We start from the raw sequence: 17,397 nt of genomic DNA on the forward strand, positions 1-17,397 counted from the left end.
CGGGTGAGCGTACTAATAACGGAAACCTCTCTGGCTGTCCGCTTAAGCGCCCAGCATCTTTACATAGCTTGTAGGATTCAATCCCGAAGAACCATCAGACCCTTCTTGATTGTCAGAGGAGGCATTTGCAGTGGCCAAGGCCATGGTAGCGTCGGTCAGACATTCGAAACCGGAGCATGGAAGCTCATTTCGCCCAACTGACCAAGGATGTCCTGCATGCGCCCCATTGTTGTCCTGAATGACGCCACCACCGCAGGGGGGCGCGTTGTCGAAGGCGCTCCCTCGACTTTTTTGCATGATATGAACGTCGCGCGTCTGGGAGATGCCGTCTTGTGCCCTCACGGCCCCTGCAGAATTTCCAGTGGCGACGGTTCGCTGCTGATTGATGACAGGCCGGTAGCGCGTGACGGCGACTCGCTCGACTGTGGTGCGACGCTGAGTGCCACTTACACCGACCTCACCATTGGCTAGAGGGCGGAATGAAAAAATCATTCCTCCAGCGCCTGACCGGCGCCCAACCGCTTCCAGAAATCCTGCAAACCTACCAGCCGGCACGCTATGGCCGGTGCATCTACGATCGCATTTCAGAAAAGCGTCTGCGCGAAGAAGACAGGGAGCGCCAAAGACAACAGTACCTGCCCCAAGGCAACTACGACACTGGAGCGGTCGCGATTCAGAACGTATGGACCTGGCTGCCGGATGGTTCGCTGAGCGGTAAAGCCTGTGCCAGCGATCTATCCAATCTGGGATGGGGTCGCACGCATGACCTGCGCTTGATCATCGGACAAGGGGTACGCCGTCCTTTGCGCCAACTCGAAACCACCTCGACAGCCAGGCCGTCGGTTGACCCCACTGAACGTGCAATCGAGTTGCTGCACGCCACTGTCCGCAACTGTGCGCTGCTTTCAGAGAACCAGGACTGGAGCAGGACCGAAGTGCATCTGCCCGTTCCCTCTGGCGTTGATGAAATGGTCTGGTTCGAAAGCGTCGTGGCCTCATGGCCCGAGGATCAGATGCCCGCGTGGGGATTCCACGTGAGTCACCACGCTCCTGGAGAGTGGCTACGGACTTGGCTCACAAAGCCAACTACTGCATCGAACGCGCTGTGCCTGAGCATTGACAGCCGGGTCAACCAGCTCATGAATGCACAGGCAACTGCAAACGAGGTATTAGGCGAGGCGGTCTCGCTGATCGCCCTGTGTCGCCTTCCGCCAGCGAATGCCCCAGCACCGCACGACCATAGCGCCGTAGTCCCGAAGGACATCCCTGGCGCTAACCCCTCTGCGCACGTGAACAGGCTCAGCGCCGACGTCAGCCCCATCGCTGGTGAATGGGTCCGCCTCGCACTGACCGTGCTGACCGCCCGTACCGAGAACGACCCTGCGTACAAGACGTTACACCTCTTCACCACAAACTCGCCCCCCGGATGGACGATCAACTGATCGCCCTATTCACATCGCTGGAGTACTCAGTTGTGAACACATCACACTCGACCATGCCAGGCGGCGTCAGCCTTCAGCAAACTGACCGCCTGCTGCAATTGTCCATACCTTCGGAGCCGCACCTTCTTGCGCTGCGCGCTCATGGTGTGGAGCGGCTAGGCCGTATCCCCCGTTACTGCGTAGATGTCATCACCGGGTCTTCAACGCTTTCCCCGAATGCGCTGATCGAACAACCCATCACGCTTTCGTTGAAACTGGCCAGCGGCGCGCTCAGCCATCGCCATGGCTTTATACAAAGCGTGCGCTATCTGGGAAGCGATGGCGCATTGCAGGACTGGCAAATCAAGTTTGTCCCTTGGTTTGGCTTACTGGAGTACCGGCGGGACTGCCGCATCTGGCAAGACATGCCGCTTCCCGAGATTATTTGTGACGTATTCCATAGGCACCCACACGCTGAAGGTCGCTACACACTGAGTCTGCGCCGTGAATACCCCAAGTTGTCCTACGTGACGCAGTACAACGAAAGCGACGCCCATTTCGTGCAGCGCTGGTGCGAACAGGAAGGCATCTACTGGTACGTCGTTCATGAAGCAGACAACCACCACATCTTCTTCGTCGACAGCGTCGATAGTCTTCCCGCACAAGCCCCTTTGCCCCTGCCATTCCATACCCAGACAGCCGCCCTGGACCACGACAGCATCACTCACTGGGCGCAAGGTTGCGAACTGGGCAACGGGCAGGTGACATGGGCCAGCAACGACTACCGAGTGCATCAGCAGCGCCAGATCGCCCAAGCAATCGCACTTGAAGCCCTCGCTGCCCCTGCATCACTCGAGCGCTATGAATATCGTGGGCAGTACGGTTGGCAGAACGAGGATCGCGGCCAGTGGCTCACGCGCGTGCAGATCGAACAGGGTGAATCGGCTGCACAAAGGATAAAGGGTCAAGGTGGCGTCAGGTCGATGCAGCCGGGTCACGGTTTCGAGCTGACCCAACATCCGTTATACGAAGGCGCATCGCCGCAAGAGCGGGCATTTCTGTTGATCGGGGTGGAGTTCTTCGCTCAGAGCAATTTGCCTGTCGCCCTCCAGCGGCGCGACTCGCCCGGCAGCTTGAAACCGCAGATGCGCAGCGTCCGAGACGAAAACGCCAAAGAAAGTGGTGAGGGCTATTACTTCAACCGCTTCGAAGCTCAGCGTCTGGATATCCCCTATCGCAGCCCGTTCGAACACCGAAAGCCCAATAATCCCGGGCCACAAACGGCCGTTGTTATTGCGCCCAGCGGGGCAGAAGTACAGACCGATGACTTGAATCGAGTCTGCGTGCGTTTTCATTGGGATCGGTTGACACCGCCCGAACGCGCACCCAGTTGCTGGATACGCATGATGCAAAACAGCAGCGGCGACGGATGGGGAAGCGTCCATGTGCCGCGAGCGGGCGAAGAGGTGGTCATCACTTTCTTGGACAACGACATAGATCGCCCGCTGATTCTCGGGCAAGTCTACGGTGGCGACAAACCGGCATGGCATTCGACCGGCCATATGAGCGGCAGCAAAAGCAAGGAAATCCAAGGGCTGGGTTACAACCAGTGGGTCATGGACGACACCACCGGCCAAGTGCGCACGCAGATTCACAGCAGCCACAGTCACAGCCAATTAAACCTGGGCTATCTGGTCGATCAACAGGGCAACGATCGAGGGGCACTGCGCGGTGACGGTTTCGAACTGCGAACAGACGCCTTCGGCGCGATCCGGGCTCAGCAAGGCCTGTACCTGAGCAGTTGGAAACGCACAAAGGGTTTGGGCGGGCAAATGGACTCCAGCGAGGCCAGGGAGCAGATACGTGATGCCGAACAGCGTATGGCCGGGCTATCGGAGAGTGCGACACAACACAATGCGCTGTCGCTGAGCGATGGTGTTGAAAGCGTCAAACAGTTGCTGGACGTCATCGACCAACCCTACCGCCAGCGTAACGCCAGCACCGAGGGCTACCAGGATTCCCTGCTGGTCGCATCGGCTCCCGCCGACATCATCAGCACCACGCCACAGAACATTCATCTGCACAGCGGCCGACAACTCAATGTCAGCACCGGAGAAGATGTCAATCTGGTCAGCGGCCGGTCGCTACTCGCCAGCGTGGCCAACAGCATCAGCCTGTTCGCCCGAAATGCAGGAGCGAAACTGTTCGCCGCCAAAGGCAAGGTCGAAATCCAGGCTCAGGACGATGCCATCGAACTGACCGCCAAGGACAGCGTGCGCATTACCTCAACCGCCCGCACCATCGAAATCGCCGCTCAGGAAGAGATCCTCTTGACCAGCGGAGCAGCATTCATCCGCATCAAAGACGGCAACATACAAATTCACGCCCCCGGCACCGTGGACATCAGGGGAACAACGAAGTCCATCAGTGGGCCCGAAAAAATCGACCACGAGATGCCCACATGGCCAAGCTCTTCCACCACTCAAAAGCTCTCGTTTCTCGCTGGGCAAAGCTACGCCGCTCGCCAGCAATCCTGGGCGGGCATGCCTTACAAACTGTTTGCCGACGGCACCCTGATCGATGAAGGGGTGATGTCACGGGAAGGTGAACTCAACATCGAGCATCCGGTAGAACGCTCGCGCTATCGACTCGAACTGGCCAATGGCGTCAGCCACGACATTCCCGTCAGCGGGGAGTATCTGGGCGATCCGGATAACGCCCAACGGGCCAATCAGGGCATACAGCGCCACACCATCCGCCGCTCCGCCAACACCTCCTCTGCGCCGTCTACGCACCAGATTCGTCAGACATACGCACACCTCAACACCCCAGACAAGGAAGCCTGATCATGCGCGCCCCCATCGTTGTGCCTATTGCCACGCGCGTCACTTCATCGGCCACCCTTACCCTGCCCTGGTTCGTGCAAAACACCGAATATTGGCCCATGGCAGCCACCTTCGAGCCACTGGTCAACGGCGAGCAGGCCTTCGGTGCTGTGTATGACGCGATCATGGCCGCCACCGACTCCGTGGAGTACATCTGTTGGGGGTTTCAGCCGTCGATGTATTTCAAGCGCGGCGCGAACTGCACCCTCAGCATCGGCGACTTGCTGTGCCTCAAGGCGTCTGAAGGCGTCAAGGTGCGCATTCTCTGCTGGTCTGACAGCGTCCACCTGACGGCCATGTTTGCCGAGAACATGACGCCGGGGCGCAACCTCGCCTCGCTGGCGTCGGCCGTTGATGACTGGCGCGATGACGATCAGCATGCTTTCGACTGGGAGTGGTACCGCCGCGCCTCGAAAACCTACATGAGTGCCGATTCGTGGACGGGCACTCACATTCCCGGTTTGAGCCCGATGGGCCGACTCAAGCTACTGGCTCACCGTATGTTCGCTCTCGGCAAGGAGGGTTTCGACAATATCGAGTTCGCCGTGCGCGACCTCAGCCTTGCCGATCGCGCCGAAATCGCCTGGCAGGTATGGAGCCGCACACGGGATCAGGGCGCTGATGCCCTCGAGGCAGCGTCGAAAGCAGCCGCCATGTCGGCCATCCCCACGCATCACCAGAAAATCGTGCTGGTGGACTACGAAAAAGCCAATCAGGCCGTGGGCTTCATCATGGGCCACAACACCCTCGATCCTTATTGGGACAAGGACGATCACCGCTACCAGCGGCTCGGCTCCCGAGAGGGCCGCAATGGCTTCACCCCAAGGCAAGACATCTCCAGCCGCCTCACCGGCCCGGTGCTTCAATGCCTGCAACACAACTTCGCCCAGGCCTGGCAACGGGAAACCGGCAAAGACCTGTTGACCCCGCGCCTGCTACTGGCCGACAACCTCAAGCCCCGCGAGGGCTTCGGCACAAAAGTCATGGCCCAGGTGCTGCGCACCCAGACCGAAGAAGGCAAGCGCGACATCCGGTCGATGTATTTGCAGGCCGTCAACAACGCCACGCAGTACATCTACATCGAGAATCAGTATTTCCGCTGGAACCCCCTGGCCGAGGCCATCACCGAAGTGGCCAAGAACCACGCTGCATGGGGCCGCGATCCGGGCGAGCACGGCAACTTGCATGTGTTCGTCGTCACCAACTCATCCAAGGAAGGCATGGGTGATGGGGCATTAGGGACCTTTCGGATGCTCAGGCAGTTGGGACGGCCCGAGGTCATGCCCAACGTGGCGCGGCTAGAACAGGAAGATGAGCACGCGGCGCGGCTAAAGGAGACGAAGAAAAAATTAGACGACGCTCGGGACCGGCTGGCCGCCTATCAGGCGAGGAGTGCGTCCGCCGAACGACTGGCAGCCCCTATCGGCCAGGTGAAGCTGGAAATCGAGACGCTGAACAGCGAATACGAATCCATGGCCCGCAATCAGAGCGCAGAGCGTCAAACACCCATATCCCCCATCGACATGCCGGGATTGAAAGTTCACATCTGCACCCTCGTTGCCCCCGACTCCCCGGCCCATGATTGGCAGGAAGTGTATATCCACAGCAAGTTGATGATTATTGATGATGTGTTTACCACGTTGGGGTCGGCGAATATCAATGAGCGGAGCATGACGGTGGATAGTGAGTTGAATGTTTGCACGGAAGATCCGGCGGTGGCGCGGCCGTTGCGGAGGCATTTGTGGGGGATGCATACGGGGGAGGAGGTTTTGGATGATATGGGAGAAACGTATAAAAACTGGGGTGATTTATTCAAAGAAAACAAGCGCCGACAATTTGATTACGACGGTAAAAAAGGTCAACAGCCACTGTCGTCGCTTATAGAGTTTTTCCGAACCAGTCCCAGCCGTAAAAATTTCGACTGAGACCCCATGAAAAAATTATTCGCCACACTGTTCACGCTTTCAATAACCGCCTGTGACTCAGGAGATAAACCGTTGAACTACTTCATTCCTGAAAAAGCTGATTACGATGCGGCATTCGAACGCCTGCAATTCGAGTGCAAACATGAAAAAGATTCTCTACCCCCGCTGGACAACGACGCTCAGCTTCTCTACCTGTATGGGCTGCACCTGACACAAGCCTCGGGTCCAAAAGACTTCGACAGCGCTGCTCGTTACTACCGCATCGCTGCTGCCTTTGGGCATCATCGTGCAGCGACGAACTTGCAGGGATTGCTGTCTCAAGGCCTGACAAAGGCGGAGCGACCGGCAAGAGAAACTATAAATCTGGTCGAAATCCTCATGAATCAAGGCATACCCGGCTCTTATTACGACATGGCCCGTTACCTTGAATCAGGATATGGAGTGAGACAGGACATTTCGGCCTCTCGTTATTACTACAGACGCGCGGCTGACCTTGGAAGTCCAGAAGCCCAATACTATATGAGCGAAATACTTGTGCGCATTAAAGGCGCTGGGCGGGTAGCACTATGGATGGTCCAGTGCGCTATGGAACAAGGGCATGCAGAAGCAGCACTAAATTACGCCATACACTCGAAACTGAACAGCAACCTGCCCGAGGCATTGCGTGCTTATAGAGTCGCAATAAAAGAAGGAGACTCTATAGCTGCGCTTAGTCTTGAAAAAGCGTTTGCAGGAAAACACCATAAAAATGACAACTTACCACTGCGAGTAAATAAAGATGCCGAGCGTTCTCGCCGATATAAACTTATTGGAAAGTTCCTCACCCGATACGAGCACCTAGGCGCCAAAGTCCCCGACATCGACCACATCGTCCCACTTCCCCCCGCCCCACTCCCTGAATGGGACGAAACCTTCGAGTGGAAGCGCAAACGTGACGCCGCCATTCCACCCCCGCCGCCGAGCGAGGAACTGATCGCAAAGATGTGCAAAGAAAAAGAACTCGACCCGGCCACCGGCTGGCCCTTGACCGGGTTGAAGTGACGCATCTACACAACGTGCTGGCGGGCTGTGGTGACACCCGCAAGAGCTAAAACGCGCTGCCGAGCAACGGCGCGCTAACTAAAGAAGGAAAAGCATGGATTTTTTATTCATTCCCGCCCTGGCATTAATGCCATTAATGGCATTAGGATACGTTTTTGTCGTGATCTACCAGGTGCTTACGTCCTCTTCTAGAGGCGGAGTTTTGAGCGTACTTACAGGTGTCACCCTGATCAAAGTAGCCCTAGCGTTTTTGGTATTGAGCGCTATGTCGGGTTTTGTTTTCCTAGGGGGGACCGCTGGTGCTATTGCCGGTTCTGGAGGAACCGTAAAGGCTCGACAAGTTTTGGAATTGATATCCAGCATCAGCGTGTTTTGCTTTTTCGTAAGTTTAGCGTTCGTTGGGACGGCGCTTATCCGGTATGCGATCGGTAAAAAAATCCCATAACTGAGCCAACCGGATCTGCTGTTCATCTTGGTCACCTGAGCACAACGCCGTCTCAATTCATGATAGAACGTCAAAACATTACAAAGACATAAGGTCTTCCAGTTGAGGAACTACACCATGGGTCTGTTCGGCTGGGTCAGGCTCATAAGCGCAGCCGCGCGTTTGCCACTGCGTAACGGTCATGTAAATAGCCAGCTCTTGGATCCATGAGCCCACAGCCTGATCTGCTGTTCAATATGGTTTTTATCGATAGGCACTGCGCCATCATCCAGATAACGTGATAACGCTCGCCCAGCGTTTCAGGTTGTAATCCAGAGTTTTACTAATGGCCGAACATTCAGGCACGAGGCCACGCTGGGCGATCATCCATGTGTGAAGTGCGTCGGTTAGCCGGATGAAGCGGCCCAAGATGACGCCAAGGAGCATACGTCTATGGAATACATACTGAAAACCACAATAAATCATCTGAAGCCGCACGAGCCTATACGGCCGCCGCAAAGGAAGGAGAAACTATTGCTGCGCGCAACTTAGAAAAGATATTTGCAGGAAAGTATCCCGATGGATCCGCTGAATAACTTGGAATGAAAAAAGACCCTGAGCGTGCAAACGGTATGAATCAATTCGCAAGTTCCTGACCCGATACGAACACCTCGGCGCAAAAGTCCCCGACATCGACCACATCGTCCCACTTCCCCCCGCTCCACTTCCTGAATGGGACGAAACCTTCGAGTGGAAGCGCAAACGTGACGCCGCCATTCCACCCTCGCCGCCGAGCGAGGAACTGATCGCAAAGATGTGCAAAGAAAAAGAACTCGACCCGGCCACCGGCTGGCCCTTAAGCAGGTCGATATATCAACCCGCGCCCTTCAGAAATGCATCAGACGCTCTGAGGGCAATACAACTTCTTGGAGAGCGCACTAAATGAAACGCCAGCTCGTAAGCTGGCGTTTTTATTTGTAGCGGTATCAAGAATCAGCGTGGAAACACTGGCTGCCGCGATGGCTTTTTCTTACCGCCGTTTTTCCCGCCTTTGGCTGCATCAGCCCTATCTTTGGCTGCTTGTTTATTACGCGCAGCCGCTGCCGCTTTCGCCTCCTCACGCTTGTCCCAAGGCTTGCTGCCATCACTGCCCCGTTGTGGCAGGCCGGTGTGCTGCGTAAGGATCTTCGTGGTTTTCGCCACTTTGTGGCTGCCAGCGGGTGTCGAGTTCTTGCGACGGGCGCTTTGGTAGCTGTCGGTTTCCGGCTGATGCAGCGGTATCAACTGGTTCTTGCCCGAACCGATGAGGTCCGAACGGCCCATGCGCTCCAGCGCTTCACGCAGCATCGGCCAGCCTTTCGGGTCGTGGTAGCGCAGGAACGCCTTATGCAGACGGCGCTGTTCTTCGCTCTTGACGATGGTGACCGCGTCGCTCTTGTACGTGACCTTGCGCAGCGGGTTCTTGCCCGAGTGATACATGGCCGTCGCACTGGCCATCGGCGAGGGGTAGAACGCCTGCACCTGGTCCGCACGGAAGCCGTTGCCCTTGAGCCACAGCGCTAGGTTCATCATGTCTTCATCGGTTGTACCGGGGTGGGCGGCAATGAAGTACGGGATCAGGTATTGCTCCTTGCCCGCCTCTTTCGAGTACTTCTCGAACATGCGCTTGAACCTGTCATAGCTGCCAATGCCCGGCTTCATCATCTGATTGAGCGGACCTTCCTCGGTGTGTTCCGGGGCGATCTTCAGGTAGCCACCCACGTGGTGGGTGACCAACTCCTTAACGTACTCGGGCGACTCGACCGCGAGGTCGTAGCGCAGGCCGGAAGCGATCAGGATCTTCTTCACGCCCGGCAGATCACGCGCACTGCGGTACAGCTGAATCAGCGCTGAGTGGTCGGTGTTCAGGTTCGGGCAGATGCCAGGGAACACGCATGACGGCTTGCGGCAGGCGGATTCGATTTCCGGGCTTTTGCAGGCAATGCGGTACATGTTGGCGGTCGGACCACCGAGGTCAGAAATGACACCGGTAAAGCCTGGCACTTTGTCGCGAATCTCTTCGATTTCACGAATGATCGAATCGTGGGAGCGGTTCTGGATGATGCGGCCTTCGTGCTCGGTGATCGAGCAGAAGGTGCAGCCGCCAAAGCAGCCACGCATGATGTTGACCGAGAAACGGATCATGTCGTAGGCCGGAATCTTTTCCTTGCCGTAGGCAGGGTGCGGGATACGCGCGTACGGCATGCCGAACACGTAGTCCATTTCTTCAGTGGTCATCGGAATCGGAGGCGCGTTGAACCAGACATCGACGTCGCCATGCTTCTGAACCAGCGCACGGGCGTTGCCGGGGTTGGTTTCCAGGTGCAGCACCCGGTTGGCATGGGCGTACAACACCGGGTCGTTACGCACTTTTTCCATGGACGGCAGGCGAATGACGGTCTTGTCGCGGGTCATGCGCGGGCTGGCCAGAATCTGCACCACCTTGGCTTCGTTCGGATCCTCAACCGGACCTTTTTCCTGCTCGATGGCGCAGGCCTGGGTGTCCTGAGTGTTCACGTACGGGTTGATGATCTTGTCGACCTTGCCCGGGCGGTCGATACGCGTGGAATCGACTTCGTACCAGCCCTCAGGTGTGTCGCGCCGAATGAACGCGGTGCCGCGAACGTCGGTGATGCTTTCAATGGTTTCGCCGCAGGACAGACGATTGGCGACTTCAACGATGGCGCGCTCGGCATTGCCATACAGCAGAATGTCGGCGCAGGCGTCGATGAGGATCGAGTTGCGAACCTTGTCCTGCCAGTAGTCGTAATGCGCGATGCGGCGCAGTGAAGCTTCAATCCCGCCCAGCACGATAGGGACGTTCTTGTAGGCTTCCTTGCAACGCTGGCTGTAGACCAGGCTCGCGCGATCCGGGCGTTTGCCCGCCATGCCGCCGGGGGTATAGGCGTCGTCGGAGCGGATTTTCTTGTCCGCGGTGTAGCGGTTAATCATCGAGTCCATGTTGCCCGCCGCGACGCCGAAGAACAGATTCGGCTCGCCAAGCTTCATGAAGTCGTCTTTGGATTTCCAGTCCGGCTGAGCAATGATCCCGACGCGAAAGCCTTGCGACTCCAGCAGCCGGCCGATGATCGCCATGCCGAACGACGGGTGATCAACATACGCATCGCCGGTCACGATGATGATGTCGCAGGAATCCCAGCCGAGCTGATCCATTTCTTCCCGGCTCATCGGCAGGAAAGGCGCTGGTCCGAAACATTCGGCCCAGTACTTCGGATAGTCAAATAACGGCTTGGCTGCTTGCATGTCGATGACCAGTGTTCGTAATCGGGGAGGCGAGCTTCTCAGCGAAATTCGCGGGCGCGGAGGATAGCACAAATTTTGATCAAATCCGACTGTAATAGTCGGCCTTGCCAGCGGTTTTCGATCGATCGCACTGTCACTTCTGACAGTATCCACCCCCTTGACGCGAGGTTAGAGTAAACGCAGCACTGGTCATTGCAGGATGCAGGCATCATGTCCGACTCCATGCACCGAAACACTCCTTCCGTAACGGTTTACGACAGCCGGGGCCTGACAGTGCGGCAAGTGACCTACTACCGAGCCGAGGTCGAGGAGGAGGCGAAACCCCGAATCACCGCCCAGACTTACGACTGCCAAGGTCGCACCGTGGCGGCTTGGGACCCGCGCCTCTTTGAGCGACAGTCGCGGGACCCCGACGTGCATCCCAACGTCGCAACCCTGTACAGCCTTTCGAACACCGTATTGTCCAGCCGCAGCGTGGATGCCGGTGAAACGGTCTCCCTTTCAGCAGAATCAGGCGTCGTTCTGGAGCAATGGGATGCCCGCTCGACGCACTGGCAGACCGACTATGATGCGCTTCTGCGACCGGCTGCGGTTCATGAGCGCATGGCAGGGCAGCCGCAACGGACCTGCGAGCGGTTCACCTATGCAGGAAGCGACGCGGATTCAGCCTCCCATAATCGGTGCGGGCTATTGGTCCGAATCGACGACAGCGCGGGCACTGCGATAACCACAGAGTACGGCCTGTCGGGCGGGACGCTGAAGGAAGAACGCCGCATGCTCAGGCTGATCGAGCCCCCTGACTGGCCGCCGTTAGTCGCAGAACGTGACGCCTTACTGGAACCCGGTGCTGGCGCCGTTACCCGCAGACATTTCGACGCCACCGGCACCGCCATCAGCACGACGGATGCGCGGGACCATCGGCAAAGCATCGGGTTGAACATCGCCGGCCAGTTGGCACAGGTCATCCTCACGTTGAAGGGCGGCGCGCAGCAATCATTGCTGCAAGACGTGCGGTACAACGCCCGAGGGCAGGTCGAGTCGCAAACCGCGGGCAACGGTGTGATCAGTCAATACGACTATCGCTCGGCGGACGGCCGCTTGCAGACGCTGAAAACCCTTCGGCCTGCCAATGACCCGCTGCAATCATTGACCTACACCTACGATCCGGTGGGTAACGTCGTGAGCATCGCTGACAATGCCCAAGCGGCTCGCCATTTCGCCAATCAACGCATCGAACCGGTCAACCTCTATCGCTACGACAGCGCGTATCAGTTAATCGAGGCGCAAGGCAGGGAAACAGCACATTCTTCAACCCGCCCGCAGCTGCCTGATCTGGCGACATTGCCGATAGACACCAGTCAATGGCTCAACTTTACCGAACGTTACCGCTATGACTCGGCGGGCAATCTGATTCAGCTGAGGCATGAAGGCCGTCAGCCCTACACCCGCGATTTTGATGTGGATGCGACCAGCAACCGCGCCCTGATCAAGACCGAGGGCAGCGCACCGCCGGACTTCGCCAGCGGTTTCGATGCCAGCGGCAACCTGCAATACCTGCTCCCCGGCCAGAAAATGCTCTGGGATGCGCGCAATCGCTTAACGAAAATCACGCCTGTAAGTCGCAACGGCGCCGAGGACGATGCTGAGCATTACGCTTACGACAGCAGCGGGCAGCGCGCTCGCAAGGTCGGCATAAGCGCCGCACGAGCGGCTTCACATACGCGGGAGGTCCGCTACCTTCCGGGCCTGGAATTGCGCAGCGACACTGCCAACGATGAGCAGCTGGAAGTCATCGTGATCCAGGCCGGTCGATGCACCGTGCGCTGTCTGCATTGGTTGAGCGGACGTCCTGCCGGCATCGAAAACGATCAATTGCGGTATTCGGTGGACGACCACCTGGGCTCCAGCGTGCTGGAATTGGACGCCCACGCACACCTTATTAGCTACGAGGGCTACTACCCTTTCGGCGGAACGGCTTGGTGGGCGGCGCGCTCGGCGGTCGAAGCGAAGTACAAGGTGGCGCGGTATTCGGGGAAAGAGCGGGATGCCAGCGGGCTGTATTACTACGGGCTAAGGTATTACGCGCCGTGGTTGATGCGCTGGGTGAGTTCGGATCCGGAAGGATTTGTGGATGGGCTCAATCTGTATTGCATGGTCAGGAATAACCCGATTAATCAGGTGGACGTGCAGGGAGGTCAGAGTTCGGATTTTGATGAAGTGCCCGGAGAAGTGCAGCTTGCGATTATCGTACTTGTGATGCTGGCATCCGCAGGGCTTATTTTCTTGCGATTGCGAGACTTCTACGTGAGCGCCGCCACTGCTTACCAAGCTGAAACTAAGGCCAATCTGGCAGCTCGCGCCCAGAGCTACGAAGAACGGACTCAAAATATCCAGCGGGCGGTAAAGGGGGCCACCTCCAACTACTCACTCACTTCTGATGAAGCTGATTTGCTTAATGGACGGTATCTGAAGACGCGCAATCCGGTTAGCTGGCTGCATATTACACGGGACAGCAAGGGCGCCATCAACCTGTATCAAGCAAATAATGTTGACCAGCACAATGAGCTGACTAACGCGAGGCATATGCCGTCCAGAGCCCAAAAGCTGGGAATAAAACCCTATCTGTTAAGGAAAGCCCGTGATCCGAGGCCACCGCTCACTCTCGGCGACGACTCCTCTGCCAGCGCTAGCGCCAATTCGACACCGCGCGCGTCAATTGACGCCGCGGTGCCGAGTACGAGTGCAGAGCTCAGAACTTTTCAAGAGCGGTTCCGGAAAAAACGAGGCTCTACCGTGTCGAACACAAGCCTTGATTTAGACAACGAAAGCGCCGCTCCAGCGCCCTCCAGCAGCGCAGCCAGACAAATGTTCATCATGGACCCCAGCGGCTTTTTCGAGGATGCAAATATTGTCGACTGGCTTGGCCGCCGCCCTGGTATGGAAGAAAATCTGAGAGCGGCATTGGAGAGGTTCGACCCTAATCGCAAAGGACATACCGGATTACGCGGAATGAAAACGACGGATATCCACAGTGGCACCGCAGGTGGCAGGGGAGACTTGCGTCTGGGCTTTGCCGTCCGGGGTAACGTTTTTTACCCGCAAGCCATCCTGTCACATAAAGGCAACGGTACGATCCTCGCCCAACGCAGGGCATAGTCGAACAACTCACAAAGACTCTGCGCAGAACGCACTACTCATCATCATCAAAGTTGTAACTGCCCGGCGCCAGGTTTTCGAAACGGGTGTACTTGCCGATAAACGCCAGACGCACGAAGCCAATTGGGCCGTTCCGCTGTTTACCGATGATGATTTCAGCGATGCCTTTGTGCTCGGTTTCCGGGTGGTACACCTCGTCCCGGTACACGAACATGATGACGTCGGCGTCCTGCTCGATCGCTCCGGATTCCCGCAGGTCGGAGTTCACAGGGCGCTTGTTGGGACGCTGCTCCAGCGAGCGGTTGAGCTGCGACAGCGCGACCACGGGGCAGTTGAATTCCTTGGCCAGCGCTTTCAGGGACCGGGAAATTTCGGAAATTTCGTTGGTCCGGTTGTCGCCGCTGGAGCCCGGAATCTGCATCAACTGCAAGTAGTCGATCATGATCAATCCGATTTCCCCATGCTCTCGCACGAGACGCCGCGTGCGCGCGCGCATCTCCGACGGGCTGATACCGGCCGTGTCGTCGATAAACAGTTTGCGATCGTTGAGCAGATTGACAGCAGAAGTCAGGCGTGGCCAGTCATCATCGTCCAACTGGCCGGAACGGACCTTGGTCTGATCAATGCGTCCGAGGGACGACAGCATACGCATGATCAGCGATTCGCCTGGCATCTCCAGCGAGAACACCAGCACCGCTTTTTCGCTGCGCAGTACCGCGTTTTCTACGAGGTTCATCGCGAAGGTGGTCTTACCCATCGACGGACGACCCGCGACAATGATCAGGTCAGCAGGCTGCAGTCCGCTGGTCTTGTCATCGAGGTCGGTGTATCCGGTAGACAAACCTGTGATCCCTTCACCCAGGTTAAATAAGGTGTCGATGCGGTCGATTGCCTTGGTCAACAGGTCGTTGACGCCAACCGGCCCACCCGTTTTAGGACGCGCCTCGGCAATCTGAAAGATCTGCCGTTCGGCTTCATCGAGAATTTCCTCAGCGGTCCGCCCTTCCGGATTGAAAGCGCTGTCTGCGATTTCGTTACTGATACCGATCAACTGGCGCAAGGTCGCGCGCTGCCGGACGATCTGGGCATAGGCCTTGATGTTGGCGACGGATGGGATGTTCTTCGCCAGCTCGGAGAGGTAACCGAGGCCGCCGACCTGCGACGTCTGGCCTTCCTTGTCCAACTGCTCGGACAGGGTGACGACGTCGATCGGCAAGTTCTGATCGGCCAGTTTGGCAATGGCGCGGAAAATCAGGCGGTGGTCATGGCGATAGAAGTCGCCGTCCGAAACTTGATCCAGCACGCGCTCCCAGGCGTTGTTGTCCAGCATCAGACCACCAAGCACAGCCTGTTCGGCCTCGATGGAATGCGGCGGCACCTTCAGGGCAGCAGTTTGCAGATCGTATTGCTCGGGAGCGGAAATATCGTTCATGGCCACACGGAATCAGGGGTTTGAATCAAACGTTGATCAACAATACCTAGAAATGACAAAGGGCACGACCCGTTGAACAGGAACGCACCCTTTGTTGATCGGCCGACAAACACATCGCCAACCAATCGGATGCCAGCGCCAAAGCACCGGCATCAAGCAGCTTAGGCAGCTACGACAACCACGCGAACGGTGGCTTCAACGTCGCTGTGCAGGTGCACGGCTACGTCGTATTCGCCGACGTTACGGATGGTGCCGTTCGGCAGACGAACTTCAGCTTTAGCCACTTCAACGCCAGAGGCGGTCAGAGCGTCAGCGATGTCGTGAGTACCGATCGAACCGAACAGCTTGCCTTCGTCGCCAGCGGTGGCAGTGATAGTCACTTCCAGCTCGGCCAATTGGGCAGCGCGGCTTTCAGCCGATGCTTTACGGTCTGCTGCAGCTTTTTCCAGCTCAGCGCGACGCTCTTCAAACGCAGCCAGGTTGGCAGCGGTTGCAGCAGTGGCTTTGCCGAAAGGCAGCAGGTAGTTACGGCCGTAACCAGCCTTAACGTTTACTTTGTCGCCCAGGTTGCCCAGGTTGGCGATTTTTTCCAGCAGGATGAGTTCCATTTGGTAATAACCTCTTAACTTTAACCTTCACCGTTCGCAGAACCGTTGTCGGCATCTTTCGACGCCAGGCGGCCGCGAAAATCAATCAGGCTGTCGACAATGGCAAACACCACCAGCAACGGATAAATCAGCTGCATGAACAGCACCAGCGTGACGTACAAACCCACCAGCCAGAACCGGGTCAGGCGCTTCGTAGCCACCAGACCGTGAATCAGAGCCAGTCCCGCGAACATGAGCGGTACACTGCACAACGGTGTCAGCATCGCCAGTTGCGGACCGAAATTCGGCCCCACCAACATGCACACCAGCAGCACCAGCATCGGTGCCCGCGGGAGTCTCAAACTGCGAAATTCGCGTCCGAAACCGCCCGGGTTATACAACAACGCCTGCCAGTACCGCCCAAGGATCAGGCATACCACGCTGACGATCTGCAACACCGCTGCTATCAGGCCGTTCAGGACCGGAGTAATCAGTGCCCCCAGACGCGCTCGCTCTTCTACCGACATCTGTTGGTAGACATCACCGAAGACGTGGGGCAAGAGTTTCTGCAACTCCCCCGCCATGGCTTCGATGGGCTCGCGGAAAACCGCCCCCAGGATCACGCCATACAACAATCCCAGTCCGACGCTGACCAGCAGCACACGGACCCACGACTCGCTGGCGCGCAACACGGCCGCCAACCCCCATGAACCCAGCAACACCATCAGGGTGCGGGGATCACCGAAATACCACCAGACCAACGCTGGCAGCAGAGCCCAGGCAAGCACGCTCATCGCGCCACTCAACCCGCGCCGCAGGAGCACAAGGCAACCTGCAGCGGCACTCAACCAGAACAACAACGGCAACGCCGCACATCCAACCACTACGAGAGTGGCCTGCACGCGGCCGCGCATGATGAAGTCAGCCATGGCGCGCATGCGATTTATCCTTTACTGCGTTTTTGTCGACTGAACCTGGTCTCAGCGGCCGTGGCTGTCGGTGTAGGCCAGCAGGGCCAGGAAGCGGGCGCGCTTGATAGCGGTAGCCAGCTGACGCTGATAACGAGCTTTGGTACCGGTAATGCGGCTAGGAACGATCTTGCCGGTTTCGGATACGTAGGCTTTCAGGGTGTTGAGATCTTTGTAATCGATCTCCTTCACATTTTCAGCTGTGAAGCGGCAGAATTTACGACGACGGAAGAAACGTGCCATGTAATAGGCTCC

12 protein-coding genes and 2 pseudogenes are annotated in these 17,397 nt (G+C 57.5%); 8 read left to right on the forward strand and 6 right to left on the reverse strand.

Annotation, left to right across the window (positions count from 1 at the left end; translation table 11 throughout):
* The first annotated feature begins 216 nt into the window (after positions 1-216).
* The 6 genes from B3N48_RS25040 to B3N48_RS25065 all read left to right on the forward strand — a co-directional run bounded on the left by B3N48_RS25040 (position 217) and on the right by B3N48_RS25065 (position 7,717).
* Positions 217-471, forward strand: a complete 255-nt coding sequence (locus B3N48_RS25040; protein WP_296188272.1) for a PAAR domain-containing protein — start codon at positions 217-219, stop codon at positions 469-471.
* Positions 472-479: 8 nt separating this feature from the next.
* Positions 480-1,442: a hypothetical protein gene (locus B3N48_RS25045; protein ID WP_296188275.1), complete on the forward strand. Its 963-nt coding sequence runs from the start codon at positions 480-482 to the stop codon at positions 1,440-1,442.
* 53 nt (positions 1,443-1,495) lie between these two features.
* Positions 1,496-4,267 (forward strand): type VI secretion system Vgr family protein, encoded by a 2,772-nt coding sequence (locus tag B3N48_RS25050; protein WP_296188340.1) that lies wholly within the window; start codon positions 1,496-1,498, stop codon positions 4,265-4,267.
* A 2-nt stretch (positions 4,268-4,269) separates the two neighbouring features.
* A complete protein-coding gene (locus B3N48_RS25055; RefSeq protein WP_296188276.1) occupies positions 4,270-6,231 on the forward strand; it encodes a phospholipase D-like domain-containing protein in 1,962 nt (653 codons plus the stop codon).
* A gap of 6 nt (positions 6,232-6,237) precedes the next feature.
* Positions 6,238-7,272, forward strand: coding sequence for an SEL1-like repeat protein (locus B3N48_RS25060; protein ID WP_296188278.1), 1,035 nt, complete (start codon positions 6,238-6,240; stop codon positions 7,270-7,272).
* Between the two features lie 94 nt (positions 7,273-7,366).
* Positions 7,367-7,717: a hypothetical protein gene (locus tag B3N48_RS25065; RefSeq protein WP_296188279.1), complete on the forward strand. Its 351-nt coding sequence runs from the start codon at positions 7,367-7,369 to the stop codon at positions 7,715-7,717.
* Between the two features lie 182 nt (positions 7,718-7,899).
* Here the strand turns inward: B3N48_RS25065 and B3N48_RS25070 are convergent.
* Positions 7,900-8,101 (reverse strand): annotated as a pseudogene (locus B3N48_RS25070) (IS66 family transposase); the annotation flags it as partial.
* A gap of 232 nt (positions 8,102-8,333) precedes the next feature.
* Here B3N48_RS25070 and B3N48_RS25075 point away from each other — a divergent pair.
* Positions 8,334-8,642 (forward strand): annotated as a pseudogene (locus B3N48_RS25075) (DUF6396 domain-containing protein); the annotation flags it as partial.
* A 47-nt stretch (positions 8,643-8,689) separates the two neighbouring features.
* On the opposite strand, the gene B3N48_RS25080 reads toward B3N48_RS25075, so the two are convergent.
* Complete coding sequence (locus B3N48_RS25080; RefSeq protein ID WP_296188281.1) at positions 8,690-10,999, reverse strand: YgiQ family radical SAM protein; 2,310 nt, start codon at positions 10,997-10,999, stop codon at positions 8,690-8,692.
* A 210-nt stretch (positions 11,000-11,209) separates the two neighbouring features.
* Between B3N48_RS25080 and B3N48_RS25085 the strand changes: the two genes are divergently transcribed.
* Complete coding sequence (locus B3N48_RS25085; protein ID WP_296188282.1) at positions 11,210-14,155, forward strand: RHS repeat domain-containing protein; 2,946 nt, start codon at positions 11,210-11,212, stop codon at positions 14,153-14,155.
* Between the two features lie 34 nt (positions 14,156-14,189).
* Here the strand turns inward: B3N48_RS25085 and dnaB are convergent, their stop codons facing one another.
* The 4 genes from dnaB to rpsR form a co-directional block, all read right to left on the reverse strand.
* A complete protein-coding gene (dnaB, locus tag B3N48_RS25090) occupies positions 14,190-15,587 on the reverse strand; it encodes a replicative DNA helicase (RefSeq protein WP_296188283.1) in 1,398 nt (465 codons plus the stop codon).
* A 161-nt stretch (positions 15,588-15,748) separates the two neighbouring features.
* Positions 15,749-16,195, reverse strand: coding sequence for a 50S ribosomal protein L9 (rplI, locus tag B3N48_RS25095; protein WP_296188284.1), 447 nt, complete (start codon positions 16,193-16,195; stop codon positions 15,749-15,751).
* Between the two features lie 20 nt (positions 16,196-16,215).
* A complete protein-coding gene (locus B3N48_RS25100; protein ID WP_296188287.1) occupies positions 16,216-17,112 on the reverse strand; it encodes a hypothetical protein in 897 nt (298 codons plus the stop codon).
* Positions 17,113-17,154: 42 nt separating this feature from the next.
* The gene (gene rpsR, locus B3N48_RS25105) at positions 17,155-17,385 is read right to left on the reverse strand and encodes a 30S ribosomal protein S18 (protein ID WP_037015707.1); all 231 of its coding nucleotides are present in this window, start codon (positions 17,383-17,385) and stop codon (positions 17,155-17,157) included.
* Positions 17,386-17,397: the final 12 nt, after the last annotated feature.

This window comes from Pseudomonas sp. UBA1879, assembly GCF_002338065.1.
Classification (GTDB): domain Bacteria; phylum Pseudomonadota; class Gammaproteobacteria; order Pseudomonadales; family Pseudomonadaceae; genus Aquipseudomonas.